General features: G+C 62.2%; 25 protein-coding genes. 22 read left to right on the top strand and 3 right to left on the bottom strand.

Translation table 11 applies throughout. The features are described 5' to 3' along the window. Positions 1–2 precede the first annotated feature (2 nt). From ruvX to nusB, 9 genes are all read left to right on the top strand, one after another. Positions 3–593 carry a Holliday junction resolvase RuvX gene (gene ruvX / locus VUN82_15245; protein XAS70472.1) on the top strand — a complete coding sequence of 197 codons (591 nt, stop codon included), beginning with the start codon at positions 3–5 and terminating at the stop codon, positions 591–593. Continuing rightward, positions 590–2,311 carry an endolytic transglycosylase MltG gene (gene mltG / locus VUN82_15240; GenBank protein ID XAS70471.1) on the top strand — a complete coding sequence of 574 codons (1,722 nt, stop codon included), beginning with the start codon at positions 590–592 and terminating at the stop codon, positions 2,309–2,311. The genes ruvX and mltG overlap by 4 nt, the downstream gene beginning before the upstream one ends. Then, positions 2,308–3,162 (top strand): shikimate dehydrogenase, encoded by an 855-nt coding sequence (locus VUN82_15235; GenBank protein XAS74693.1) that lies wholly within the window; start codon positions 2,308–2,310, stop codon positions 3,160–3,162. The genes mltG and VUN82_15235 overlap by 4 nt, the downstream gene beginning before the upstream one ends. Positions 3,163–3,188: 26 nt before the next feature. Next, positions 3,189–4,388, top strand: a complete 1,200-nt coding sequence (aroC, locus tag VUN82_15230) for a chorismate synthase (protein XAS70470.1) — start codon at positions 3,189–3,191, stop codon at positions 4,386–4,388. Positions 4,389–4,444: 56 nt separating this feature from the next. Beyond that, positions 4,445–4,954, top strand: a complete 510-nt coding sequence (locus tag VUN82_15225; GenBank protein ID XAS70469.1) for a shikimate kinase — start codon at positions 4,445–4,447, stop codon at positions 4,952–4,954. Further along, complete coding sequence (aroB, locus tag VUN82_15220) at positions 4,951–6,042, top strand: 3-dehydroquinate synthase (GenBank protein XAS70468.1); 1,092 nt, start codon at positions 4,951–4,953, stop codon at positions 6,040–6,042. The genes VUN82_15225 and aroB overlap by 4 nt, the downstream gene beginning before the upstream one ends. Next, a complete protein-coding gene (locus VUN82_15215; GenBank protein ID XAS70467.1) occupies positions 6,039–6,560 on the top strand; it encodes a tetratricopeptide repeat protein in 522 nt (173 codons plus the stop codon). The genes aroB and VUN82_15215 overlap by 4 nt, the downstream gene beginning before the upstream one ends. A 167-nt stretch (positions 6,561–6,727) precedes the next feature. Continuing rightward, positions 6,728–7,291, top strand: a complete 564-nt coding sequence (efp, locus tag VUN82_15210) for an elongation factor P (GenBank protein XAS70466.1) — start codon at positions 6,728–6,730, stop codon at positions 7,289–7,291. Next, complete coding sequence (nusB, locus tag VUN82_15205; GenBank protein XAS70465.1) at positions 7,291–7,701, top strand: transcription antitermination factor NusB; 411 nt, start codon at positions 7,291–7,293, stop codon at positions 7,699–7,701. Before efp ends, nusB begins: the two co-directional genes overlap by 1 nt. A gap of 63 nt (positions 7,702–7,764) precedes the next feature. Here the strand turns inward: nusB and VUN82_15200 are convergent, their stop codons facing one another. Then, on the bottom strand, positions 7,765–9,018 hold the full coding sequence (locus VUN82_15200) for a PrsW family glutamic-type intramembrane protease (protein XAS70464.1): 1,254 nt from the start codon (positions 9,016–9,018) through the stop codon (positions 7,765–7,767). Between the two features lie 156 nt (positions 9,019–9,174). On the opposite strand from VUN82_15200, the gene pyrR reads away from it, so the two are divergent. The 13 genes from pyrR (at position 9,175) to VUN82_15135 (ending at position 24,261) form a co-directional block, all read left to right on the top strand. Continuing rightward, positions 9,175–9,759, top strand: a complete 585-nt coding sequence (pyrR, locus tag VUN82_15195; GenBank protein ID XAS70463.1) for a bifunctional pyr operon transcriptional regulator/uracil phosphoribosyltransferase PyrR — start codon at positions 9,175–9,177, stop codon at positions 9,757–9,759. Continuing rightward, on the top strand, positions 9,756–10,784 hold the full coding sequence (locus VUN82_15190; protein XAS70462.1) for an aspartate carbamoyltransferase catalytic subunit: 1,029 nt from the start codon (positions 9,756–9,758) through the stop codon (positions 10,782–10,784). Before pyrR ends, VUN82_15190 begins: the two co-directional genes overlap by 4 nt. Then, the gene (locus tag VUN82_15185) at positions 10,784–12,139 is read left to right on the top strand and encodes a dihydroorotase (protein ID XAS70461.1); all 1,356 of its coding nucleotides are present in this window, start codon (positions 10,784–10,786) and stop codon (positions 12,137–12,139) included. Before VUN82_15190 ends, VUN82_15185 begins: the two co-directional genes overlap by 1 nt. Then, positions 12,139–12,660, top strand: a complete 522-nt coding sequence (locus VUN82_15180) for a hypothetical protein (GenBank protein XAS70460.1) — start codon at positions 12,139–12,141, stop codon at positions 12,658–12,660. Before VUN82_15185 ends, VUN82_15180 begins: the two co-directional genes overlap by 1 nt. Beyond that, complete coding sequence (carA, locus tag VUN82_15175; protein ID XAS70459.1) at positions 12,641–13,891, top strand: glutamine-hydrolyzing carbamoyl-phosphate synthase small subunit; 1,251 nt, start codon at positions 12,641–12,643, stop codon at positions 13,889–13,891. The genes VUN82_15180 and carA overlap by 20 nt, the downstream gene beginning before the upstream one ends. Then, complete coding sequence (carB, locus tag VUN82_15170; GenBank protein XAS70458.1) at positions 13,891–17,199, top strand: carbamoyl-phosphate synthase large subunit; 3,309 nt, start codon at positions 13,891–13,893, stop codon at positions 17,197–17,199. The genes carA and carB overlap by 1 nt, the downstream gene beginning before the upstream one ends. Continuing rightward, positions 17,192–18,076 (top strand): orotidine-5'-phosphate decarboxylase, encoded by an 885-nt coding sequence (gene pyrF, locus VUN82_15165; GenBank protein ID XAS70457.1) that lies wholly within the window; start codon positions 17,192–17,194, stop codon positions 18,074–18,076. The genes carB and pyrF overlap by 8 nt, the downstream gene beginning before the upstream one ends. Positions 18,077–18,175: 99 nt before the next feature. Further along, entirely contained in the window at positions 18,176–18,502 is a 327-nt protein-coding gene (mihF, locus tag VUN82_15160; protein ID XAS70456.1) for an integration host factor, actinobacterial type, read from the top strand. A gap of 21 nt (positions 18,503–18,523) precedes the next feature. After that, positions 18,524–19,096, top strand: coding sequence for a guanylate kinase (gene gmk, locus VUN82_15155; GenBank protein ID XAS70455.1), 573 nt, complete (start codon positions 18,524–18,526; stop codon positions 19,094–19,096). Between the two features lie 41 nt (positions 19,097–19,137). Beyond that, positions 19,138–19,398: a DNA-directed RNA polymerase subunit omega gene (gene rpoZ, locus VUN82_15150; GenBank protein XAS70454.1), complete on the top strand. Its 261-nt coding sequence runs from the start codon at positions 19,138–19,140 to the stop codon at positions 19,396–19,398. A gap of 27 nt (positions 19,399–19,425) precedes the next feature. Beyond that, positions 19,426–20,685 (top strand): bifunctional phosphopantothenoylcysteine decarboxylase/phosphopantothenate--cysteine ligase CoaBC, encoded by a 1,260-nt coding sequence (gene coaBC / locus VUN82_15145; protein XAS70453.1) that lies wholly within the window; start codon positions 19,426–19,428, stop codon positions 20,683–20,685. Positions 20,686–20,773: 88 nt separating this feature from the next. Next, on the top strand, positions 20,774–22,003 hold the full coding sequence (gene metK, locus VUN82_15140; GenBank protein ID XAS70452.1) for a methionine adenosyltransferase: 1,230 nt from the start codon (positions 20,774–20,776) through the stop codon (positions 22,001–22,003). A 158-nt stretch (positions 22,004–22,161) separates the two neighbouring features. Next, positions 22,162–24,261, top strand: coding sequence for a primosomal protein N' (locus tag VUN82_15135; GenBank protein XAS70451.1), 2,100 nt, complete (start codon positions 22,162–22,164; stop codon positions 24,259–24,261). Here VUN82_15135 and VUN82_15130 read toward each other — a convergent pair. Then, positions 24,228–25,334 (bottom strand): glycosyltransferase family 1 protein, encoded by a 1,107-nt coding sequence (locus VUN82_15130; GenBank protein ID XAS70450.1) that lies wholly within the window; start codon positions 25,332–25,334, stop codon positions 24,228–24,230. The genes VUN82_15135 and VUN82_15130 overlap by 34 nt on opposite strands. Next, positions 25,331–26,275, bottom strand: a complete 945-nt coding sequence (locus VUN82_15125) for an alpha/beta hydrolase (GenBank protein XAS70449.1) — start codon at positions 26,273–26,275, stop codon at positions 25,331–25,333. Before VUN82_15125 ends, VUN82_15130 begins: the two co-directional genes overlap by 4 nt. Positions 26,276–26,277: the final 2 nt, after the last annotated feature.

The following is a 26,277-nucleotide window of genomic DNA, read 5'->3' as shown; positions in this document are numbered from 1 at the left end:
CGGTGAATTCCAGCACGAACAGCGGCGTCTACCCCCAAGGCATCAAGCTGGGGGTAGACGTCGGCACCGTCAGGGTTGGGCTGGCCATTTGCGACCCCGACGAAATCCTGGCCACGCCTTTCAAGACAGTTAGCCGCGACGCCAAGAAGAACTCCGATGTTCGCGTGGTGGTTAAACAGGCCATGGAAATGCGGGCCGTGCAGATTTTCGTGGGCCTTCCAAAGACCATGAAGGGCGAGGAACGAAGCTCCGCGCAGATGGCCACGGAGTACGCCGAACTGCTGGTGGGCGAGCTCGCCCGTGCCGGTTTGGACGTTCCCGTGAACCTCGTGGACGAGCGTCTTTCCACTGTTACGGCGCACCGCAACCTGCACGAAGCTGGCATGAGCAGCAAGAACCACCGTAAAGTGGTTGATCAGGTTGCCGCTGCTGGAATACTTCAGCACGCGATCGACATGCAAAAAGCCAGAGGAACGGACGTTGGCCGCCGCGTAAAAGCACCGGCGCAGTCCAACACGTCCAGCAGTGCCCCAACGCTGCAGGCTTCCTCCGGCCCTGAACCAGATTCTTCTACGAGGGGACTGCAACTGTGAGCCCGGTCAACAACGACCCCTCCAGCGGAACCGCCGGCGGCGGCATGCCGCTGACCCGCAAGGAACTGCGGGCGCGGGAACGATTCCTCGCCACGCAGAACCAGAACGTCGTACCCGTTCCTGAAGCGACCCCGGGGGAAGCAGCGCCTTCGGCGGATGTTGCGCCTGAACTGCCGCGCCCCATTCCCGCGGTTCCCAAGCCAATTGCTGCGCCTGCACCGGTTGCACCTGAACCCGCTACGCCTAAACCGGTTGCGCCTGCACCGGCTGCGCCTGAACCCGTGCAGACAGTCGTAACTCCTCCTGTTCCGGAGGCCTTACCGCCCGTTCCGGAGGCAGCACCGGCAATTGCGACGCCATCTCCCAGTGAGCACGTGGATCCTGCACTTCCGGAAGAGGAGCACCATGATGATGCCCTTCCGGTCCCTGCCGTTGCACACGTCTATGCCGGTCATACCAACGAACACCATTACGGTGTCCACGAAGGCTCAGTCCACGAAGGCTCTGTCCACGTGGACGATCATGCGTTTGCAGAACATGCACCGGACTATGATTACGAAGCCCACGAAGGGCACATGGAGCTTCATGACGAGCTTCATGACGAGCACCACCACCTCATCGCTCCCGTAGAAGTTACGGCGTCGTCCAAAGCTGCGGCCAAGAAGGCGCGGCGTCGCCGTCGTGTCCTTGCGTTGCTGATTACGCTGGGAGTCTTTGTTGCTGCCATCGCGATCGGGGCGCAATTCCTCAAGCCCCTCCTTGGCATGGACAAAGTCACTGATTACCCCGGTCCCGGAACAGGCTCCGTCAGCATTACGGTGCCGGAAGGCGCCGGCCCCAAGGCGGTGGCAACAGCCCTGGTGGAAAATCACGTCGTGGCAGACGCCGATTCCTTCGTCAAGGAATTCGTGACCGAGGGCGGGGAACTCTCGCCCGGGGAATTCACCTTCCGTACCGAGATGAAAAACTCCGACGCCGTTGCGGTCCTCGTCAACAAGGACGCTTCCAAGGTGATCTACTTCGCCTTGAGTGCAGGCCTGCGGATCACCGAGTCGTTGGAGGCAATCTCCAAGGGCTCCGGTATTCCCATGGCCCAGCTCAATGGCTTCAACCAGGCACCGGGACAATTCGGGGTGCCTGCAAAGGCCAAGAACCTGGAGGGTTTCCTGGCTCCCGGAGAGTACCGCTTCCCACTGGGCACATCGGGTAAGGACATCATCCAGAAGCTGGTCTCCAGCACCCTTGATGAGCTCAAGGCCCAAGGAATTACGGATCCGGCCAAGCAGTACGACACCGTAACCATCGCCAGCATCGTCCAGGCGGAGGGCGGCCAGGCCGACTACGGAAATGTCGCCGGCGCGATTTATAACCGCCTTAAGCCCAACAACACGGAGACCAACGGGCTCATCCAGTCAGACGCCACGGTCACTTATGGTCTGGGCAAGAAGTCCTTCCACCTCACGGACGAAGAGAAGGCTGACAAGTCCAACACCTACAACACCTACGCAAATCCAGGGCTTCCCGCAGGCCCGATTGGTTCCCCGGGCAAAACGGCAATCGATGCAGCGGCTAAACCGACGCAAAACGATTACCTGTATTGGGTGACCATCAACTTGGACACCAAGGAGACCAAGTTCTCCAAGACGCTGGCCGAACACAGCACTTACGTTGAGCAGTACAACGCCTGGTGCCAGGCAAACGCCGGACGGTGCGTGTGAGTCGTCGCGCCGCGGTCCTCGGGCACCCGATCTCACATTCGAAATCCCCGGCGATGCACACCGCTGCCTATGCCAAGCTCGGTGTGGACATCGAATACTCGGCAATCGACCTGACGGTTGACAGGCTTCCGGCGTTCATGGACTCCCTCCGCGGGGACGCATCCTGGTGCGGGCTTTCGGTAACCATGCCCCTGAAATCGGCCATGGTCAGGGAAGTCGATGAGGTTCGTGGTGCTGGCGCCCACCTGGGTGTTATCAACACGGTCGTCTTCGAGAACGACGCCGGATCGGTTCGCCGGATCGGCTACAACACTGATGTCGAAGGCATCGTGGAAGCAGTTCGTTACGCGGGAATCGCTTCGACACCGCATGCTGCTGTTCTTGGCGGTGGAGGTACCTCGGCAGCCGCGATTGCTGCTGTGCGCGAGCTCGGCGCCGAACATGTCGACGTTTTCGTGCGGGACACCGCACGTGCCCTCGACGCGCAAGCCGCCGCTGCCGCCGTCGGAATTTCCCTGCGTCTCCGCCCCCTCACGGAGGCGGCTACGGCCGTTGCTTCCTCCGGGCTGATCATCTCCACCTTTCCACCGCGTGCGGCCGATGCCCTGGCGGAGGAACTCTCTGCCCTGCCGGGAACGGCGGCGGGTGTTTTGCTTGACGTCGCATATGACCCTTGGCCGAGCCGCCTCGCCGAGGTTTGGCACGGACATGGGGGAGCGGTGGTTCCGGGGCTCGAAATGCTGATGTATCAAGCAGCAGAGCAGATCCGGCAGTTCAGCGGCTGTGACGTTGACGCCTCCGTCATAGATGTGATGTGCGACTCAGTTGGGCTTCCCCGGCGAGTGTTCTAGAGGCCTTACATGGCAGGATTGGTTATATGTTGCGTTGGTTGACTGCCGGTGAATCCCATGGTCCGGCTCTGATCGGAATTGTTGAAGGCGTGCCCGCCGGTGTTGAACTCACCAGCGGGCAAATCCGTGATGCTTTGGCGCGTCGTCGCCTGGGCTATGGACGTGGCGCCCGCATGAAGTTTGAGCAGGATGAAGTCACCATCCTCGGTGGCGTACGTCACGGCATCACCCAGGGTGGTCCCGTTGCCATTCAGGTGGGCAACACCGAATGGCCAAAGTGGGAGCAGATCATGTCTGCTGATCCAGTGGACCCTGAAGTCCTTGCCGACCAAGCCCGCAATGCCCCGCTGACCCGCCCGCGCCCTGGGCACGCCGATTTCACCGGGATGCAGAAGTACGGCTTTGACGAAGCCCGTCCGGTCCTTGAGCGCGCCAGTGCACGCGAGACCGCCACCCGTGTTGCGCTCGGTACCGTTGCCGCCCAGTTCCTGAAGCAACTGGGCGTGGAGTTGGTCAGCCACACTGTTTCCATCGCCAGCGTCACCGTACCCGAGGGCAAGGCGTTGCCTCTGCCCAAGGACGTCATCGCCCTTGACGCTGATCCCCTGCGTTGCTTCGACCGCGAAACATCGGATGCAATGGTCGCCGAGGTGGATGCCGCCCACAAGGAAGGCGAAACCCTGGGTGGCGTAGTTGAGGTCCTTGCCTACGGACTTCCCCCTGGATTGGGCAGCTACGTCCACTGGGACCGTCGCCTCGATTCGCGTCTCGCCGCAGCGCTAATGGGTATTCAGGCCATCAAGGGCGTAGAAGTCGGTGACGGCTTCCTCACCGCTGCCCGCCGTGGTTCCGCAGCGCATGACGAAATCCTTAAGGATGAGAACGGCAAAATCATTCGTCAGACCAACCGCGCCGGCGGCATTGAGGGTGGCATGAGCATTGGCGAAGTCCTGCGCGTCCGGGCCGCCATGAAGCCAATTGCCACGGTTCCCCGCGCACTCCGCACCATTGACGTCAGCACCGGCGAGCCAGCCAAGGCGCACCACCAGCGTTCGGACGTCTGTGCAGTTCCAGCAGCGGGCGTAGTAGCAGAGGCGATGGTGGCTCTTGTCCTCGCAGAAGCCATTGCCGAAAAATTCGGCGGTGATTCTGTTGCCGAGACCATGCGTAACCTGCAGAGCTACCTGGACAACATCCCGGCAACCCTGGACTCGGTCGGCCGGTAGTGGGCCGCACGATCCAGGGCGGCTGCGCTGGCCGTCCCGTTGTCCTGGTGGGCCCTATGGCAGTTGGCAAGTCTGCAATTGGCCAGCAACTTGCCCAGCAGCTCGGTGTTCCTTTTGTGGACACGGATGCGGTTGTCGTTGCCGAGCACGGCAGCATCGCGGACATCTTCGCTGGTCGGGGAGAACACGCCTTCCGTGAAATTGAGGCCCGGGCAGTGGCGAAGGCCATCGAGGCCGCCAAGCAACAGCCCGCGGTGATTTCGCTCGGTGGCGGAGCCGTTCTGGACTCGGGAACCCAGCAATTGCTGGGGGAGTGCACCGTGGTCTACCTGGAATGCGACGCCTCCACCGTTGCGGACAGGATCGCGCGAAATACTGGAAGGCCCCTGCTGCAGGGCGACGCAATGTCCCGTTGGGAGGCCCTGTTTGCCACCAGGCGTCCTGTATATGAGCGTCTTGCAGACATCGTCCTGGACGTCCGTTCAGGATCCGTGGCTGAAATCGGCCTCCACCTGGAGGAGCGGCTGCGCCAGCATGCAGCCTTGAAAGAGGAAGTTGAAAAGTGAGCAACGAAGCAACTGTCATCAAGGTGACCGGCCAATCAACCGCAGAGAACTACGACGTCGTGGTGGGCCGTGGCCTCCTGCAATCCCTGCCCGCCAAACTTGGCGAGCGGGTTCGACGCGTGCTTGTCATTCACCCACGCGCTCTTCGCCTGACCGGTGACACCGTCCGCGATGAGCTCGAAGCTGCCGGCTTCACCGCACTGACGGCCGAGATCCCGGATGCCGAAGAAGGCAAGCACATACAGGTTGCCGCTTTCTGCTGGCAGGTACTGGGTCAGAACGACTTCACGCGCTCGGACGCCATCGTGGCCGTAGGTGGCGGCGCGGTGACCGACCTCGCCGGATTCGTTGCTGCCACGTGGCTTCGCGGAGTCAAAGTCATCCACATGCCCACCAGCCTGTTGGGCATGGTGGATGCCTCAGTTGGCGGCAAAACAGGTATCAACACCGCCGAAGGCAAGAACCTGGTGGGATCATTCCATCCTCCCGCGGCTGTTCTGGCGGATCTGGACACACTGAAGACCTTGCCCAGGAACGAGCTGATTTCTGGAATGGCAGAGGTCATCAAGTGCGGCTTCATCGCCGATCCCGCGATCCTTGACATCATTGAAAAGAACACGGACGCAGTGATGGACCCGGAATCGGACGTTGTCCGTGAACTCATCGAGCGTGCCATTGCGGTCAAAGCCAACGTCGTCTCCCAGGACCTCAAGGAATCCGGGCTGCGCGAGATCCTGAATTATGGACACACCCTGGGCCATGCCATTGAACTCGTGGAGCGCTACTCGTGGCGCCATGGCGCGGCCGTGTCGGTAGGCATGATGTTCGCTGCGGAATTGGCCCGGAGCGTTGGACGTCTCCCGGACGCCGACGCCGATCGGCACCGCACCATTCTTGAGAGCCTTGGCCTCCCTATCACCTACCGCAAGGACCGCTGGCAAGGCCTGCTGGACGGGATGCGCCGGGATAAGAAGTCCCGTGGGGACCTCCTGCGCTTTGTTGTCCTGGACGGCGTGGGCAAGCCCGGCATTCTGGACGTCCCGGATACCTCCCTGTTGTTTGCCGCTTACCAGGAGATTGCTTCATGATGACCGCCCTCAGAGAAGGCGTCAGCGACTGGCCAACCGGCGGATTCCCGGGCGTCCGCACGAACCCCGATACTTTGCTGCCCGTCATCGTCAACGAAGACGCACTGGAGTCTGCGTTGGCGGCTTCGGAAGACCCTGCGGACCGGATCATGGCGCTGCTGCTGGAAAACCAGCCCAAGGAAGCGGCGGAACTGCTCGCTGAGGCACGCTACAAGGACCCGGAATCCTTCCGATTGCGGATTTTTGAAGCCGAAGTCCACCGGGCCACCAATCGCCTGGATCGTGCCATCCAACTGTTCCGCCAGCTGCTGCAGGAAGTCCAAGGTACTTCCAAGGAAGCGATCGTCCACCAGTATTTAGGCCGGGCATATTTCGTCAGCGGAAATGCGCTGGCAGCATCCGAGGAGTTTGCCAAGGCACTGGACCTAAGGGTTGCCAAGGCTGCCGATGCCGCACTGATCTACTCCTCTGCGGTGGCCCTCCAGCGGGCCAGGGATGTGCTGGAACTCGCGTCCTGATCCCGGGCGAAACCACCCGTAGGCAAGCCACTGTGCATTTGACGGTAGAATGGTTCTTGGATTTTTGATAAATACGCGCTGGCACGCCTTTTGGCGTGCTGGCTGGCATACCCGGCTGGAAGCTAGAAACCGTAGCTAGAACCAGTGAGAGAAACCAGAGGATACGAGTGGCAACCACAAACGACATCAAGAACGGAACCGTACTGAAGCTCGAGGGCCAGCTCTGGAACATCATTGAGTTCCAGCACGTCAAGCCGGGCAAGGGTGGCGCTTTCGTTCGCACCAAGATGCGCAATGTCATGTCCGGCAAGGTGGTTGACAAGACCTTCAACGCCGGACTGAAGATCGAGACCGCTACGGTTGACCGCCGTGACTACCAGTACCTGTACCAGGATGGCGAAGACTTCGTCTTCATGGACACCCAGGACTACGACCAAATCACCGTTTCCGGTGCCACGGTCGGCGACGCCACAAACTTCATGCTTGAGAACCAGATGGTGAACATCGCCATCCACGAAGGCACGCCGCTGTACATCGAGTTGCCGCCGAGCGTCGTTCTCGAAATCACCTACACCGAGCCCGGCCTCCAGGGCGACCGCTCCTCGGCAGGCACCAAGCCTGCGACCGTGGAAACCGGCTACGAAATCCAGGTTCCGCTGTTCGTGGAGCAGGGCACCAAAGTCAAGGTTGATACCCGCGACGGCAGCTACCTGGGCCGGGTCAACGACTAGTGAGCGCACGCGGTAAAGCCCGTAGCAGGGCACTTGAAGTACTTTTCGAGGCGGAGCAGCGTTCCGTTTCGGCTTTTGACGCGCTCAAGGCGCGTCGGGAGAAGACGGATCTCGTCATCAACCCTTACACGATGGAAATCGTTGAGGGTGTCGTCTCCATGCAGCCAACCATCGATGAGTTCCTGCAGACCTATGCCCAGGGCTGGACGCTGGAGCGGATGCCGTCGGTAGACCGCATCATCCTCCGCATTGGCGCTTGGGAACTCCTCTACAACGACGAAGTCCCGGACGGAGTGGCTGTCAGCGAAGCTGTGGCCCTCGCCAAGACGATGTCCACGGACGAATCACCGGCCTTCATCAACGGCTTGCTTGGCCGGCTCCAGAAGCTCAAGCCGTCGCTTCTCGCCTAAGTGCACCGCCGGACCCGCATCCATTCAGGATGCGGGTCCTTCTCTTTAAGCGTGCTCAAGCTCCTAGTGCAGCACAGCCGCCCGAAGCGCTGGAATCGCACGAAGATGGTCAAGTTCATCCTGCTGATGAAGGAGCACATCGCGGCCGCTGAGGATGCGTTGGCGCGTGAACGCCAAGGCCGTGGCACCCTTGATGAATGCGCGCATCTGTGCGGCGCGACCACGGGAGGCCGCCCACCGAAGGGCATGTCGTCTTCCTTGGGATGTTGCCAGCATTTCAACTTCGGCAGGCGTAAACCATCCGGCCCTGGCATATTCGAGGAGCCGCTGGCGCGTGAGTTTGCCTTCGGCAATGCGCAGGAAAATGATGCCGAGGGCCGCTATCAGGAAGATTGGCACCTGCACCACGAAGTAGTCCAGCAGGAAGTCCTGGCCCATGCTGTTCCACCTGTTGTGCAGGAACATGGCCGGCAGGAGGCCGATGACGAAGGCCAGGACTGCATAGCCGGAGTGCCACCTCCGGGCGGCGAATCCCATGATGAGGCCGGTTGTTCCCGTGAAAATGGCATGTGCGAAGGGTGACATAACCCCACGCAGGATGAAGATGCGGACAAGGTCCGTGCCGGGCTCCGATGATGACGCGATCTCACGGCCGAAGTAGAGGATGTTCTCCGTGAAGGCGAAGCCGGCGGCGATGGTAAAAGCAAAGACGACACCGTCCACGGGGCCATCGAAGTACTTCCGGGCACCAAGGATGAGAAGCAACAGGCCTAGCGACTTGGTGAATTCCTCCACGATGGGAGCCTGGACCGTGGCCATGAAGTATGTGAATGCTTCTTCGCTGGTGGTAGGAGCTGCCAAGGCGAAGAGGGGCTGGATTAACAGGGTTCCGGCAATCGAAACTGCGGCTCCCCACGTGAAAGCGAACCAGAGCAGCCTTTTCGGTTCCGGCTCCCAACGGTCAATGAGCCGCACGGTCAGCAGCACTACCGACAACGGGATCAGGGAGGCGATGAACCCGATCACGAAGCCGGCGATTCCTGTATTGCCCAGCAGGAACGGAACCACCAGGAGAAGGCTGCCGAGGACTAATATGGCGCCCGCCAGGAGCAGGGGGAGTGTGCCCGGCGACCGGCGTCCCCGGGATGCCGGTGGAGCCGCCCAGGTCTGCTGGGGAAGGTCGCCGGGGTTCCCGGGGGCTGGTTGGTAGTTTCCGGGCTGTACCCGCCCGATCCACGTTGGATTGGCTGCCGGTTCCAGGTAGGGCCGCGGGTAGGGTTGGTGTCCGCCGGGGTGTCCAGGATGGTTGCTGCTCATGGCCTAGAGCCTATTCCACAGCCTTGACTGTGAGCTTTAACTCACCGCCTCGTCCGTCGCCCGGTGAGGCGGCCACTTCCCGCTGTGGTAGTTTTGGAAGGCAAATATTCCTTTTTTAATTCCGTCCCGTGAGGCGGGGAAAGGGGAGACGAGCAAATGACTGAAGTCACTTCAGCGCAGGTTCCGTCGCGGGTTGTCCTCAACCAAGCGGACATCGATCGCGCGCTGACTCGTATCGCCCATGAGATCCTCGAAGCCAACAAGGGCTCCCAAGATCTGGTTCTCCTGGGCATTCCCAGCCGCGGTTATCCCTTGGCCGTGCGGCTCGCCAACAAGATCGCTGCCGCTGACCCCAGTGTCAACGCGGAAACGATCGTCGGCCAACTCGACGTCACCATGTTCCGTGACGACCTTTCACACCAGCCCACCAGGCCTCCCCACCACACGCGCTTGCCACTGTCTGGCATCGACAACAAAGTTGTTGTCCTCATCGACGACGTACTGTATTCCGGCCGCACCATCAGGGCAGCGCTGGATGCCCTGGTGGACCTTGGCCGTCCCAGGATTGTCCGCCTGGCAGTCCTGGTTGACAGGGGTCACCGTGAGCTTCCCATCCGCGCGGACCACGTAGGCAAGAACCTGCCCACTTCCTCCGCGGAAAAAGTCCGCGTCCACCTTGAGGAAATCGACTCCGTAGACGGCGTTCCGGTCAACGAAGTAGTAATCGAGGCCGGCAAGTGAAGCACCTCCTCTCCACTGAGAACCTCAGCGCTTTCGACGCCATCCGGGTCCTGGACACCGCCGAGGAAATGTCGGCCGTGGGGGACCGCGAGGTCAAGAAGCTCCCCGCACTCCGTGGCCGCACGGTAGTCAACCTCTTCTTCGAGGACTCCACCCGGACCCGGATTTCCTTCGAAGCCGCAGCCAAGCGGCTTTCGGCCGATGTCATCAACTTCGCCGCCAAGGGCTCTTCCGTGTCCAAGGGTGAGTCCCTGAAAGACACTGCGCAGACGCTGGCCGCCATGGGCGCCGATGCGGTTGTCATCCGTCACTGGGCTTCGGGCGCTCCGCACCGGCTTGCTGCCACGGACTGGATCGACGCCGCAGTGATCAACGCAGGCGATGGCACCCACGAACACCCCACGCAGGCGCTGTTGGATGCGTTCACGATGCGCCGCCACTGGTCCCAGCTCAACGGGACGAAGTCCACAGGGGCGGACCTTCGAGGCATGCGTGTGGCGATCGTCGGAGATGTCCTGCATTCACGCGTGGCCCGGTCCAACGTCTGGTTGCTTCGCACGCTCGGTGCCGAGGTCACGTTGGTTGCGCCACCCACACTGCTGCCGATCGGCGTCGAGCACTGGCCTTGCAAGGTCAGTTACAACCTGGACGAAACGCTGGAAGCGGGCGTCGACGCGATGATGATGCTGCGAGTCCAGGGTGAGCGCATGCATGCCTCGTTCTTCCCGTCCACCCGTGAGTACTCACGGCGCTGGGGCTTCGACGACGCCCGGCTTCGGGCACTGGATGACCTTGGCATGAAAGACACCATCATCATGCATCCCGGCCCCATGAACCGTGGCCTGGAAATTTCCTCGGCTGCCGCCGATTCGCCCCGCTCAACAGTGCTTGCACAGGTGCGGAACGGTGTTTCAGTACGCATGGCCGCCCTTTACCTGCTGCTCTCCGGGGATTCCCGCGAAGCAACACCTGCAACGGCAGCCACCACCCACGCTGTAAGCCAGCCCACCAAGGAGAGCAACTGATGGCCGAGAACACGTACCTGATCCGCGGGGCCGCCATTCTCGGCGGCGAAGCTGAAGACCTGCTGATCCGCGATGGCATCATCGCCGCCCGGGGCAAGGATCTCCACGACGACGACGCCACAGTGATCGACGGGACGGGCCTGGTTGCCCTCCCCGGCATGGTTGACGTCCACACGCACCTGCGCGAACCCGGCCGAGAAGATGCTGAAACGGTCGAAACCGGCACTCGTGCCGCAGCCCTGGGTGGCTTCACCGCCGTCCACGCCATGGCCAACAGCAACCCCGTTGCTGACACGGCGGGCGTCGTCGAACAGGTCCACAGCCTCGGCCGGGCATCCGGTTGGGTGGACGTGCGTCCCGTTGGCGCTGTCACGGTGGGCCTGGCCGGTGAGCAACTTGCGGAGCTCGGTGCGATGGCGGATTCCCGCGCCCAGGTGCGGATGTTCTCCGACGACGGCATTTGTGTGCACGATCCCGTGCTGATGCGCCGCGCGCTGGAGTACGTCAAAGCGTTCGACGGCGTGGTGGCCCAGCACGCGCAGGAACCCCGCCTTACCGCCGGGGCACAGATGAATGAAGGCGCCGTCTCGGCGGTGCTGGGTCTTGCGGGTTGGCCGGCCGTGGCAGAGGAAAGCATCATTGCCCGCGACGTCCTGCTCACGCAGCATGTGGGTTCCCGCCTCCACGTTTGCCACGTCTCCACCGCTGGATCTGTCGAAATTGTCCGCTGGGCCAAGGCCCGTGGGATCAACGTCACGGCCGAAGTCACGCCCCACCACCTGCTCCTCACCGACGAACTGGTCCGCAGCTACGATCCCGTGTACAAAGTCAACCCGCCGCTGCGTACGGATGCCGACGTCCAGGCGCTCCGTGAAGGCCTGGCTGACGGCACGATCGATGTTGTCGGCACGGACCACGCCCCACACCCCAGCGAGCACAAGGAATGCGAGTGGGCCCAGGCGGCCATGGGCATGACTGGCCTGGAAACGGCATTGTCTGTTGTCCAGGAGACGATGATCGAAACCGGACTCATGACGTGGGCCGACTTCGCCAGGGTCACCTCTTTCACGCCGGCAGTTATCGGCCGCGTGGCGGACCAGGGCCGCCCGTTGGAGGAAGGCGAGCCCGCCAACGTCATCCTGGTGGACCCGGCTGCGCGTTGGACGGTCGACCCCCATAAGATGGCCACCATGGGCCGCAATTCACCGTTCAAGGGCAAAGAGCTGCCCGGATCCGTGGTCGCAACCTTCTTCAAGGGCCACCCCACTGTTCTCAACGGCAAGCTCAACACCCCATACCGGTACGCCGGAAACTACCCAACCCCGGATGCCGCCGGGGCAGTCAGCGGTAGCTGATGAACAACCAGACACTCACCGTGCTCATCACGGTGCCGTTGATCATCGTCGTCCTGATGATGATCTGGCTGGGGTGGCGGAACAGGCTCAGGCGACAAGCCGACGTCGAACGCCTCCCCGAGGTGCCGCAGCAGCTGACACCGGCCACGGTAGTAGCGGAGGGCCAGTACGTTGCCACTACCACGGCAGGTGACTGGCTGGACCGGATCGCAGTGCAAGGCCTCGGACTCCGCACCAATGCGGAACTGAGCATCCATACTGAAGGCATCTTGTTCGACCGCTCGGGCGCCGCCCCGGTGTTCATCCCGCGCGCCGCAGTGGCTGACAGCCGCCAAGCAGCCGGCATGGCCGGGAAGTTCGTGGAAAAAGACGGACTCCTGGTCGTCAGCTGGAAGCTGGGCGACAAGGAACTGGATACCGGATTCCGGACCAGGCATGCAGCCGACAAAGAGCTCCTCCTCGAAGCCATTCAAGAATTGATCTCCGCAGCCCCTCAGGCAGATGCCGATAGTGGAAAGTAATAAAGTGACGGACAGTAAAGCAGCCACCACACCCACCCCCTCCGCAGCAGTACTGGTGCTGGAAGACGGTCGCATGTTCCGCGGCCGTAGCTACGGCGCCCAGGGAACGGCCCTCGGTGAGGCCGTCTTCGCCACCGGAATGACCGGCTACCAGGAGACCATCACCGATCCCTCATATGCCCGCCAGCTCGTGGTGCAGACAGCACCCCACATCGGCAACACGGGCGTCAACAGCGAAGACGCTGAGTCCCGCCGCATCTGGGTGGCCGGCTACATTGTGCGCGACGCTGCCCGCCGCCCCTCCAACTGGCGTTCGGAAGGCAGTCTCGATGATGAACTTGTCGAGCAAGGCATCGTGGGCATCCAGGGCGTCGACACCCGTGCCATCACCCGCCACCTCCGCGAGCACAAGACCATGCGCGCAGGCATCTTCTCCGGCGAGGCCGCACAGGCATCGGACAAAGAGCTCCTGAACGCCGTGCTGGCAAGCGCCCCCATGGAAGGCGCAGCGCTGGCTGAAGAGGTCTCCATAGACGAGGCTTACGTCGTGGAACCCAAGGACCACGGCTGGGAAGGCGAGCCCCGGTTCTCCATCGCCGCCGTTGACCTCGGCATCAAGGCCATGACCCCGGTCCGCTTCGCGGAGCGCGGCGTGCGTGTGCATGTCCTGCCGGCGACCTCCACCCTGGAGGAGGTCAACGCGGTCAATCCGGACGGCTTCTTCATGTCCAACGGGCCCGGTGACCCTGCCACCGCAGACCACCAGGTCTCACTCCTGCGCTCGGTTCTGGACGAGAAACTGCCCTACTTCGGCATCTGCTTCGGCAACCAGATCCTGGGCCGTGCCCTCGGCTTTGGAACCTACAAGCTCCGCTACGGCCACCGCGGCATCAACCAGCCGGTGATGGACCGCCGCACGGGCAAGGTTGAAATCACCTCGCAGAACCACGGCTTCGCCGTCGACGCGCCGCTGAACGGTGCCACGGTCGCCCCCGAGGAGCGTTACGGCCGCGTGGAAGTCAGCCACGTCTCCTTGAATGACGACGTCGTTGAGGGCCTCGCCTGCCTCGACATCCCCGCGTTCTCGGTCCAGTACCACCCTGAAGCTGCGGCTGGCCCGCACGATGCTGCGTACCTCTTCGACCGCTTTATCGACCTCATGGCCGAAACCAAAACGGCCACGGCGGGCGCCGCCAACTCCACCGAATCCAAGACTGAGGACAAGAAGTAATGCCCAAGCGTACAGATCTCAAGAGCGTCCTTGTCATCGGTTCCGGCCCCATCGTCATCGGCCAGGCAGCCGAGTTCGACTACTCCGGTACCCAGGCTCTCCGCGTCCTCAAGGAGGAAGGCCTCCGCGTCATCCTCGTGAACTCCAACCCGGCCACGATCATGACGGACCCCGAGTTCGCCGACGCCACCTACGTCGAGCCCATCACGCCCGAGGTTGTTGAGAAGATCATCGCCAAGGAACGTCCGGACGCTATCCTGCCCACCTTGGGTGGCCAGACGGCTCTGAACACTGCCATCGCGTTGGACAAGAACGGTGTGCTGGAGAAGTACAATGTGGAACTCATCGGCGCAAACATTGCTGCCATTGAGCTCGGAGAAGACCGCGAGAAGTTCAAGGGCGTCGTTGAGCGTTGTGGCGCCGAGTCGGCCCGCAGCCACATCATTCACAGTATGGACGAAGCCTTCGCTGCGGCCGAAGACCTCGGCTACCCCATGGTGGTCCGCCCGTCCTTCACGATGGGTGGCTTGGGCTCAGGCTTGGCTTACAACGAGGACGACCTCCGCCGCATCGTCGGCCAGGGCCTCCAGTACAGCCCCACCACCGAGGTCCTGCTCGAAGAGAGCATTCTCGGCTGGAAGGAATACGAGCTTGAGATGATGCGCGACAAGAACGACAACGTCGTTGTTGTTTGCTCCATCGAAAACTTCGATCCCGTAGGCGTCCACACCGGTGACTCCATCACGGTTGCTCCGGCGCTGACCCTCACGGACCGCGAGTACCAAAAGCTTCGGGACGTCTCCATCGCTGTTATCCGCGAAGTCGGCGTGGACACCGGTGGCTGCAACATCCAGTTCGCCATCGACCCCGCTACGGGACGCGTCGTGGTTATCGAGATGAACCCGCGCGTGTCCCGTTCCTCCGCGCTGGCTTCCAAGGCAACAGGCTTCGCCATTGCCAAGATCGCCACCAAGCTCTCCCTTGGTTACACCCTGGACGAGATCCCGAATGACATCACCCAGAAGACGCCGGCATCGTTTGAACCGACGTTGGACTACGTTGTGGTCAAGGTGCCGCGCTTCGCCTTTGAGAAGTTCCCGGCAGCCGACAACACGCTGACCACCACCATGAAGTCCGTAGGCGAAGCCATGGCCATGGGCCGCAACTTCACCGAAGCCCTGCAGAAAGCCCTTCGTTCACTGGAGCAGAAGGGCTCGCAGCTGGACTTCAGCTCCGTGCCGGAGTACGAGGTTGCCGAGCTCATCGAGAAGGCCAAGCGCCCCACGACGGACCGCCTGCATCAGGTACAGCGCGCACTTCTGGGTGGCGCCACGGTGGAAGACCTCTTCGAAGCCACCAAGATCGATCCTTGGTTCCTGGACCAGCTGCAGCTCCTCAACGAAACCGCGCAGGAGATCCGCAAGGCTGGCGTGCTCACCGAGGAAATGCTGCGCAACGCCAAGCGCCATGGTTTCTCCGACGAGCAGATCGGTGCCTTGACGCACAACAATGAGGCAGTGGTCCGCGGCGTCCGCCAGGCCTTGGGTATCCGTCCGGTCTACAAGACGGTGGACACCTGTGCCGCTGAGTTTGCCGCTTACACCCCGTACCACTACTCGTCCTACGACGAGGAAGATGAGGTAGGCCTGCACGCCAAGCCCTCCGTCATCATCCTTGGTTCAGGGCCCAACCGCATTGGCCAGGGCATCGAGTTCGACTACTCCTGCGTCCACGCCTCCATGGCGCTGCGCAAGGCCGGCTACGAGACCGTCATGGTCAACTGCAACCCCGAGACTGTCTCCACCGACTACGACGTTTCCACGCGCCTTTACTTCGAGCCGCTGACCCTTGAGGACGTCCTCGAGGTCATCGCCGCTGAAGAGCGCACCGGTGGCGTCATGGGCGTCTTCGTCCAGCTCGGTGGCCAGACGCCCCTGAAGCTTGCACAGCAGCTTGCCGACGCCGGTGTGCCGATCCTGGGCACCTCGCCTGAGGCGATTGACCTCGCAGAGCACCGGGGCGCCTTCGCCCGCGTCCTGGACGAGGCAGGCCTGACCTCCCCGAAGAACGGCACCGCCGTTTCCTTCGAGGATGCCAAGAAGATCGCTGACGAGATCGGTTATCCCGTGCTTGTCCGTCCGTCCTATGTCCTGGGTGGCCGCGGCATGGAGATCGTCTACGATGAGGCAAACCTCTCCCGCTACATCGCCAACGCCACGGAAATCACCACGGACCACCCGGTGCTGATTGACCGCTTCCTGGAAGACGCGGTCGAAATCGATGTCGATGCCCTCTTCGACGGCACCGACATGTACCTCGGCGGCATCATGGAACACATCGAGGAGGCCGGTATCCACTCCGGAGACTCGGCCTGTGTCCTTCCTCCGATCACACTTGGCAACAACGTGATCGAGCGCGTGCGCACTGCAACGCGGGCCATCGCTGAGGGCGTGGGCGTCCGTGGCCTTATCAACATCCAGTTCGCGCTGGCCTCCGACGTCCTGTACGTCCTTGAAGCGAACCCGCGTGCTTCGCGTACGGTACCGTTCGTTTCCAAGGCCACTGGCGTTCAGATGGCCAAAGCTGCCGCACTGATCGGTACCGGTGTCACCATCAACCAGCTCCGCAGCGCCTACAAGATGCTGCCGGAAACCGGTGACGGTTCCACCTTGCCCCTGGACGCTCCGGTCGCCGTCAAAGAAGCTGTTCTGCCGTTCAGCCGCTTCCGTACGCCGGAGGGCAAGGTTGTCGACTCCCTGCTCGGGCCGGAAATGCGGTCCACGGGCGAAGTCATGGGTATCGACAAGCACTTCGATACCGCATTCGCCAAGAGCCAGGCCGCCGCAAACAACGCGCTGCCCACCGAAGGCAAGATCTTCGTTTCGGTAGCCAACCGCGACAAGCGCTCGGTGATCATGGGCGTCAAGCGCCTCTCGGACCTTGGCTTCGAGATCGTCTCCACGGGTGGCACGGCTGACGTCCTGCGCCGCAACGGCATCCAGGCGACTCCGGTCCGCAAGGTGGCCGAGGGCAGCAGCGCCGAAGGTGAAGGCACTATCGCAGACCTCGTCATTGCCGGCGAGATCGACATGGTGTTCAACACCCCGTCCGGTGGGGAAGCCCGCAGCGATGGCTACGAGCTCCGGGCAGCGGCTACCTCCATCGGCATTCCCTGCATCACCACTGTGGCTGAGTTCAACGCAGCCGTGCAGGCAATTGAGGCACTTCGCACCTACGAATGGTCGGTCACCAGCCTGCAGGAGCACGCAGCCAACCTGAGCGCATCACAGGCCGCCGTCAATGCCTGACTCTGTTGGTGCGCACGAGGCCCAGGACGCGCAGCAGCCGGTCCGGGAGTCATTTGGCTCCCGGCTGGCTGCCGCAATGGCCAGCCGCGGTCCGCTGTGCGTCGGAATCGATCCTCATCCCCAGCTTCTGGCTGACTGGGGACTGAACGACGACGTCGCCGGGCTGGAGCGCTTCTCGCTCACCGTTGTGGAGGCCGTGGCTTCCCTCGCTGCCGCGGTGAAGCCGCAAGTGGCATTGTACGAACGCCACGGCTCGGCGGGCATGGCTGTCCTGGAGCGGACGTTGGCCGCAGCTGCCGAGGCGGATGTGCTGAGCATCGCCGACGCCAAGCGCGGTGATATCGGGTCCACCATGGCTGCCTACGCAGATGCCTGGCTGCGTGACGGTTCAGCCCTGGCTGCGGACTCAGTGACCCTGAGTCCCTACTTGGGCTTCGAATCCTTGCGTCCGGCCCTGGACCTTGCCGCACAAAATGGCAGGGGAGTGTTTGTGCTCGCATTGACATCCAATCCGGAGGGAAAGTCTGTCCAGCACGTTGGCGGAAGCAATTCCGTCGCCCGCGGGATAGTCACTGCTGCCGCAGCCGAGAACAAGCGCTACGCGGGCGTCCTGGGTTCAGTGGGACTTGTTGTGGGCGCCACCATCGGTTCTGCACTCGAAGATCTGGACATCGACCTCGGCCCGGTCCGCGGAGCAATCCTGGCGCCTGGCCTGGGTGCGCAGGGTGCTACGCCCGCGGATCTCCGCTCCACGTTCGGCGCCGCCTATCCCACAGTGCTGGCTACGTCGAGCCGGGGCATCCTTGCCGCCGGTCCAACGAAGGCTGCCTTGCGGGCGGTTACCCAGGAAACACTCGACGGGCTACGGGCGGAATGATTCACTGACGCCTCATTGCGCAACCTGCCGCCTGCCGGTAGGTTCAGGATCAGTTTCGCGTGACGTGAATCACAAATCCGATCTGACAGGGGTTTGGCCGTGGGTCTGAAAGAGCTGACACCGCAGGAGCGTTCCGATGCTTTGGATAAGGCTGCGAAGGCGCGTGCTGTGCGGGCCGCAGCCAAGGAGCGGCTCAAACGCGGTGAACTGAGCATCGCTGAGCTGATCTCTTCAGGCACTACGGATGAAGCCATTGCGCGGATGCGGGTGGTGGAGCTGTTGGAGGCCCTCCCAGGCATAGGACCTGTACGTGCGGCCGGGATCATGGCGGAGATAGGCATCGCCGGATCCCGGCGCATCAGGGGGTTGGGAATTCACCAGGCCCGGGCGCTGGTAGATTTTATGGACACCCAGCAAAGCGTTTGACGCATCTCCCCGAAGGAATCCGTGAGCAAGAAACCTGGACTGACTGTCCTCGCAGGCCCAACTGCTGTTGGCAAGGGAACCGTATCCACCTACATCAGGGACAACTATCCAGAGGTCTGGCTTTCCGTCTCCGCCACCACCCGCGCTGCGCGTCCAGGCGAGAAGGATGGGGTTCACTACTTCTTCAAGTCCGCCGAAGAGTTTGACTCGCTGGTAGCTGATGGCGAACTCCTGGAGTGGGCCGTGGTCCACGGCCAGAACCGGTACGGCACGCTCCGGAGTACCGTGAATGCTGCCATTGCGGAGGGAAAATCGGTACTGCTCGAGATCGATCTTCAGGGCGCACGCCAGGTAAAAGCGGCTGTGCCGGATGCCAAGTTCGTCTTCCTGGCACCGCCCAGCTGGGAAGAAATGGTGCGTCGGCTTGTGGGTCGCGGCACCGAAACTGCCGAGGAACAGCAGCGCAGGCTGGAAACCGCTAAACTGGAACTTGCTGCTGAACCGGAGTTTGACCACACCGTCATTAATGACGACGTTCGCCGGGCAGCGGACGAGCTTGTTTCACTCATGGGGCTAACCCCGCACGAGCGCTAAAAGCGCTTGCACTTGTCGGCCCGCTAGAATTTGGAGATTTCGTGTCCACGAACCTTGAAGGCATCATCAACCCGCCGATCGATTCGCTGCTTGAGGCTGCCGATTCCAAGTACGGCCTGGTAATCTTCGGCGCCAAGCGTGCCCGCCAGATCAACGCCTACTACGCCCAGCTGCACGAGGGCCTCTTCGAGTACGTCGGTCCCTTGGTAGACACCAAGCTGAACGAGAAGTCATTGTCGATCGCCCTCCGCGAGATCAACGAAGGCCTCCTGGTTTCCACGCCGATCGAGCCCGCAGAATAAAACAGACTGCCTGTTGACGGAGGTCACGTGCGCATAGTCCTCGGAGTCGGGGGAGGGATCGCAGCCTACAAGGTTGCATCGCTCCTCCGGCTTTTTACTGAAGCCGGTCACCACGTGACGGTGATCCCCACCGAAGCAGCAACCCGTTTCGTCGGTGTTGCTACGTGGGAGGCACTCTCCGGAAACCCGGTCAGCAACAGCGTCTTTGACGACGTCGAGAAGGTCAACCATGTCCGTCTGGGCCACGAGGCTGACTTGATCGTCGTCGCACCGGCCACTGCGGACCTACTGGCAAAGGCAGCCACGGGCCAGGCCGGCGACCTCCTGACCAACACGCTCCTCATGGCTCACGGTCCTGTGCTGTTCGCTCCTGCGATGCACACGGAAATGTGGCAGCATGCTGCAACCCAGGCCAACGTGGAAACCTTGCGGAGTCGAGGCGTCACAGTCCTGGAGCCTGCCAGCGGCCGCCTGACCGGTGCCGATTCCGGTCCGGGCCGCCTGCCCGAACCTGAGGCCATTTTCACGGCCGCCATGGCGTTGGCTGAGGCCACCACGGAGGCGGATTCACCCAAGACTGTGCCGGCAGCACATGCTTCCCTCGCTGGCCGTACGGTGACGATTTCGGCAGGTGGTACCAGGGAAGCATTGGACCCGGTGCGTTTCCTGGGTAACCGTTCGTCAGGGAAACAGGGTGCGGCCTTGGCCGCGGCAGCGTTGGCTGCAGGTGCCACAGTGCGTTTCCTGGCCGCGCATATGGACGTCGAGCCACCCGCCGGCGTCGAGCTCGTCCGCGTTGAATCAGCCCTGGAGCTGCGTGAGGCAGCGCTGAAAGCGGCGGTGGATTCCGACGTCGTTATTATGGCTGCGGCTGTAGCGGATTTCCGTCCCGCAGAGGTTTCGGACACCAAGATCAAGAAGGTCGACGGCGAGGACGCACCCTTGGTGCGCCTGGTTCGCAACCCGGACATCCTGCATGAGCTCGTCGAACGGCGTAACGCCGAGAGTGGCCAGCAGCTGATCGTGGGTTTTGCCGCCGAGACCGGTGATGCCCACGGCGACGTTCTGGAGCATGCCACGGCGAAACTCAAGCGTAAGGGCTGCGACCTCCTGGTGGTCAACCACGTCGGGGTTGGCCGCGTCTTCGGCCAGGACGACAACTCCGTAGTGATCCTTTCCGGCCATGGTGCCGAACCGCAGTCGGCGTCCGGATCCAAGTCTGACGTCGCTGCGGCCGTTATTGATCGGGTAGGCGCCGAGTTGGCCAGGGTTTTTCCGGCTCCGTAACATCTACCGGCGGTAGCCTCCGCCCCCAATTCTTAGCAAAGGGACACACGGCAGATGCCGCCGCCCCGCAACACAGTAAGGTGGTCGAGTGACTTTACCGCTGCACCATGAACACCATGGCACCCCGTCCAAGCTCCGGCTCTTCACTTCAGAGTCGGTCACTGAAGGGCACCCGGACAAGATCTGCGATCAGATCAGCGATGCCATCCTGGATGGGCTCCTGGCTGCTGATCCTGAATCCCGCGTTGCCGTCGAGACCATGGCCACCACCGGCCTGGTCCACGTGGCCGGTGAGGTAACAACCGACGCTTACGTCGAGATACCGCAGATTGTCCGCGAGACCATTCTTGGCATTGGCTATGATTCTTCCGCCAACGGTTTCGACGGTGCCCGCTGTGGCGTCTCGGTGTCCATCGGGCAGCAGTCCAACGACATCGCCGGCGGCGTCTTCAACTCCCTTGAGGCACGTGAAGGCCGCCAAGAGGACGACTACGATCTCCAAGGTGCCGGCGATCAGGGCATCATGTTCGGCTACGCCAGCGATGAGACTGCGTCCTACATGCCGACGCCCATCTGGCTTGCCCACCGTTTGTCGGAGCGCCTCACCGAGGTCCGCAAGAGCGGCGAACTTGCGTACCTCCGTCCGGATGGTAAAACGCAGGTCACGGTAGGGTACGACGGCGACCGTCCGGTTTCGGTTGAAACGGTAGTGATTTCCAGTCAGCACGCCGAAGATGCGAGCCTGGACCAACTGCGCGCCGACCTCGCGAGCCACGTCATCGATCCTGTTCTGGCCGCGTCCAACCTTGACATCTCCCATGTAGCCAACATCCTGAACCCTGCGGGCGCCTTCGTGATCGGCGGCCCGGTTGGCGATGCTGGTCTCACTGGTCGCAAGATTATTGTCGATACCTATGGCGGGTTCTCCCGGCATGGTGGAGGCGCCTTCTCGGGCAAGGACCCTTCCAAGGTAGATCGTTCGGCTGCCTACGCCATGCGCTGGGTTGCCAAGAACGTGGTAGCTGCAGGTCTGGCCAAGCGCGCGGAGATCCAGATTGCCTACGCCATTGGCCAGGCCCGTCCGGTGGGAACGTACGTAGAGACCTTCGGCACGGAAACTGTTGACCCGGCCCGCATCGGTGAGGCCATCAACGAGCTCTTCGATCTCCGTCCCCGGGCCATCATCGACGCCTTGGACCTCAAGCGTCCCATTTACACCAAGACGGCGGCTCACGGCCACTTCGGCCGTGACGAGCCCGACTTCACCTGGGAGCGCCTGGACCGTGTGGCGGACCTGAAGGAATTCTTCAACGCCTGATCTCCCGCTTATCCGCCTGTGCCAGCGGCGTGTTTGTAACTTTGTCGGTGGCCCATGATTGGCTGGAGCCAGAGAGATGCCCGCAGTGGGTCGATCCCGCTGCGGGCATCCTGCGTTCCATGTGGAAAGTCCGCGCAACTGAGTTGGAGGTGAAGAGTATGGCCGGACACGAAGCCCAGCCGTCGCTGCTTCAACCTTCTTTGCTTCAAGGATTCCCGGACAAGGCTCCCGTCAGTGGACCTCCGCTGGCGGCAGAGAATCCAGTCGCCCGCGTGGTGCTGGAATCCTCCCTGCCACACCTGGATCGGCCCTTCGATTACAGCGTGCCCGCTGACCTCGCTGATTCTGCTGTTCCCGGAGTCCGCGTGAAAGTGAAGTTCAACGGCCAGGAGCTTAACGGCTTCGTGCTGGAACGCGTCGATACTTCGGATGCCGGTCACCCGCTGACCCCACTTCACAAAGTAATCTCCACACTGTCGGTTCTGACGCCCCACATCGCTGAGTTGGCTGGAACGGTAGCTGCGCGCTACGCCGGAACCTTGAGCGATGTCCTGCGTACTGCTGTTCCTCCTCGCGTTGCCAAAGTGGAGAAGGAGCTATTCTCCGGAGACGCAGCACGGGAATCGGAGCTTCCGTCAAATTCGCCGGACGCCCATGCCTGGGGTTCCTACTCCAACGGAGCCCCGTACCTCCATCACCTGGCCGCTGGCGGCTCGCCCAAGGCCGTCCTCACGGCGTTGCAGGGATTCGGCCCCGACGGGTGGCCTTCGCTGGTTGCCTCGGCTGTGGCGGCAGTCCGGGCTTCCGGCCGTGGTGCCGTGGTGGTCGTCCCCGATTACAGGGATCTCGAACAGCTGGAGGCGGCCCTCGCCAAAGTCCTGCCAGCGGGTGACGTCGCGCGGCTGACGGCTGACGACGGTCAAACTCCGCGCTACCGGAGCTTCCTGCGAATCCTCAGTGGCGAAGCGCGTGTAGCCATCGGCACCAGATCCGCCGCTTATGCGCCTGTCCGGCAGTTGGGCCTCGTAGTCTGTTGGGACGACGGTGACGACCTCCACATCGATCAGCGGGCTCCCTATGCGCACACGCGCGAAGTGCTGCTCCTGCGGGCCGAGCAGGAGAACGCAGCCTGCCTGATGGCATCCCACAGCCGCAGCACTGAACTCCAGCGCCTGGTTGAAATGCAATGGGCTGTGCCGATCGAGGCGCCGCGAACGGTCATTCGCTCCACTGTTCCGCGCGTCCTGAACACAGCTGACAGCTTTGAGCAGGAACGTGATCCCCTGGCCCGGATTGCACGTTTGCCCGGAGCAGCATGGCGTGCGGCCAAGGAAGGCCTCGAACATGGCCCTGTGCTGGTGCAGGTTGCACGTGCTGGCTACGCGCCCTCTTTGGCTTGCGAGACGTGCCGGGAACTGGCCCGCTGCAACAACTGCCAAGGACCGCTGGTCATCTCCAGCAGTTCCGCCATGCCGCTTTGCCGCTGGTGTTCCACGCCGGCGCCGCAGTGGCGATGCAACCATTGCAACGGCACCCACCTGCGCCGTAGTGCGACAGGAGCTGTGCGAACGGCGGAGGAACTAGGGCGGGCTTTTCCTGGAAAAACGGTTATCACCTCGTCGGGGGAGAACATCAAGGCAACGGTGCCTGATGCTCCGGCATTGGTCGTTGCTACAGTTGGCGCCGAACCCGTGGCTCCCCAAGGGTACGCAGCGGCGCTGCTTCTGGATGGCAATTCATTGCTCCGCCGGGAAAACCTGCGGGCCGGTGAGGACACTGTTCGGCGGTGGTTCAACGCTGCGTCGCTGGTCAGACCCGCCAAGCAGGGGGGATTGGTCATCATCACGGCAGACGACACAACCGCTACCGGAGCCTTGCTCCGCTGGGATGCACCGGGCTACGCTTCGCGCGAACTGGCACTCCGGAAGGAACTCCAGCTTCCCCCGGCAGTGCGGGTAGCTTCAGTGACCGGGCCAAGGGCCGACGTCGCGCTTTTTTCCAGTACCTTCGAGGCAAGCGTCAAGCTGAAATCAGGTACAAAGCTCCGTAGCGCCGGTCCGGCGCCACTTCAGCTGTTCTCCGGTGGTACGCAAGCCCCTGGAAGCGAGGCTGAGGCAGACGTCCGTACCCTCTACTTCATTCCTTACGCAGACGCCGCAGACGCAACCCGTGCCATGCGTGCCGTCAAGGCAGCGAATGCGGCGAAGCGCACAGCCGGCCCGGTTCAGCTGCGGCTCGACGGCGTGGACGTCTTGTAGCGCTTACGAAGCGCCACAACCTCTTCTGCCGCAGCCAGCAACTGCCGGGCGGATTCGTCCCAGTTGAAGTCTCCAGCACGTTCCACGGACCTCCGGGAACGTTCTTGCCACAATCTGTCATCGCCCAAGGCAGTGACAGCCGCAGCGAACTCCGAGGGCGATTCGGGGTCAACATAGCTGACCGCATCGGCGCCCACTTCCCGGAAAATTGGAATGTCGCTGGCGATAACAGGAGTTCCCAGTGACATCGCCTCCACCAGGGGCAGGCCATATCCCTCGGCCCGGGACAAGCTGATGAGTGCAGTCGCCCTGGTCAAAAGCCCTTCATATTCGGCGTCTGTTACACCGTTGTGGAACTGGACCCTTGCGCCGTGGGGGATCATGGCCTCGAGTTCCGTCCGACGCTGGGGCGTAATCCGGCTGAGCAAGTGCAGGGTGTAATCCGGCAGGCCTGCCATTCCCCGAATCATGGTTTCCACGTTCTTGTAAGGCATGAACGAACCCATGTACAGCAGGGTCTTATCCGCCCCGGCCGAAGGATCGCGGGGCGTCTGGCCGGGCTGCGGGGCATTGCCAACGATCCGCACGGGGCGGCGGGTCAAGGTGTACTTGGCCATCAAAGCCTCGGTGGTCCTGCTGATGGTAGCCACCACGTCGGCCCGGTTCAGCAATACGCGCTGCGGCCAGAACGCCTTGTGGTACAGCCTCCAGAGCAGGCGCACCGGAGCCGGAAGGAAACCCGGGGGAGCGGGGTGTTCGTAATAGATGAGATCGTGCAGCGTCAGGATAAGGCCATACTTCCGCCCCAGGGTTCCCATGGTCTGCATCGGGCACACCACCACATCCGCGCCCAAGGGATTGACCTTGGCGGCAACGAACAGCTCACGAGGGGACAGCGGGCTGTTGACCATCACATAGGGCACATCGGGTAGCAACGCGAGTTGGCGTTTGTCATTGATGAGCATGGTGACATCGGCAATTTTGGATGTTGCTGCGATGAGGCTTGAACCGTAGCGGCTGATGCCATCGTGGTGGTCCGTCCTGGTGAAGCGGGCGTCGATGACAATTTTCACGCGGGGTGTTCCTCCAGGAAGGTGCGGATAGCTGCGGCCGCCGGGGCCGGCGTCTCGTAATGGATCAAATGCCCGACGTCGGGAATCACTTCCAGCGTGGCTTCGGGAAGGCGCTCCATCAGTTTGTGCTGGTTGGGCAAAGTGGCGATCTCGTCTTTTTCGCCGGCGATCAGCAGCACGGGGAGGCGCAACTCTCCGGCGACGTCAGCCACAGTGCCCGATACGGATGCCTTGAAGGATTCCAGCAAGCTCCGTCGATCGGCGAACGCGCTGAAGTAGGCGTCGTGCTGGCCATGGATGAAGCGGCGCAGGTTTTTGTCTTTGGTTTTGGCCATGGTGACGCTCATGACCCGGACAATGGCCCGGTTGCGCAGGAGGGCAAGTCCAAGGCGCCTTGGAAGCTTGGCGGACACCTCGTAGTAAAACACCGCGAGCTTGGTCATGATCCCCTTGGGACCTTCCAAAGCGGGTGCAGCGATGGGGTTGATCAGGATCAATGGATAAATGGCGCCAGGGTTCCGGGCCGCAAAATGACTCGCGACGATGGAGCCAAACGAGTGGCCCAGCAGCACGGTCTTGGGACCCAGGCCCAGCGCGGCCATGAAGCCGGAGATGAAATGGCCGTAACGCTCAACCGAGTGTTCGTCGTCACGGAAAGGATCTGAACTGCCAAACGCCGGGAGGTCGGGCATGATAATCCGCATTTCCGGAAGCAGGTCCGCTACACGGAGTAATCCATGGTGGTCACCCCTAAAACCGTGAATGACCAAAATCGTGCGGGTATCCTGCGTGGGTTTGACGGGTTCGTATGTCCAATAAGCTACTTTGCTGCCATCGACGTCCACGTCGGAGGCGACGGTGCGTCCCGGCAGGGACTTGCTGAAGAACTCAATCGGGGCATCTGCACCTTCAGGGGTGTGCGCGGTGTCCACTTTTTCCATTC

This window comes from Micrococcaceae bacterium Sec5.1 (assembly GCA_039636795.1).
Lineage (GTDB): Bacteria > Actinomycetota > Actinomycetes > Actinomycetales > Micrococcaceae > Arthrobacter.
The sequence above is the reverse complement of the archived record's forward strand: the minus strand, read 5'-3'. Positions and strand labels throughout refer to the sequence as shown.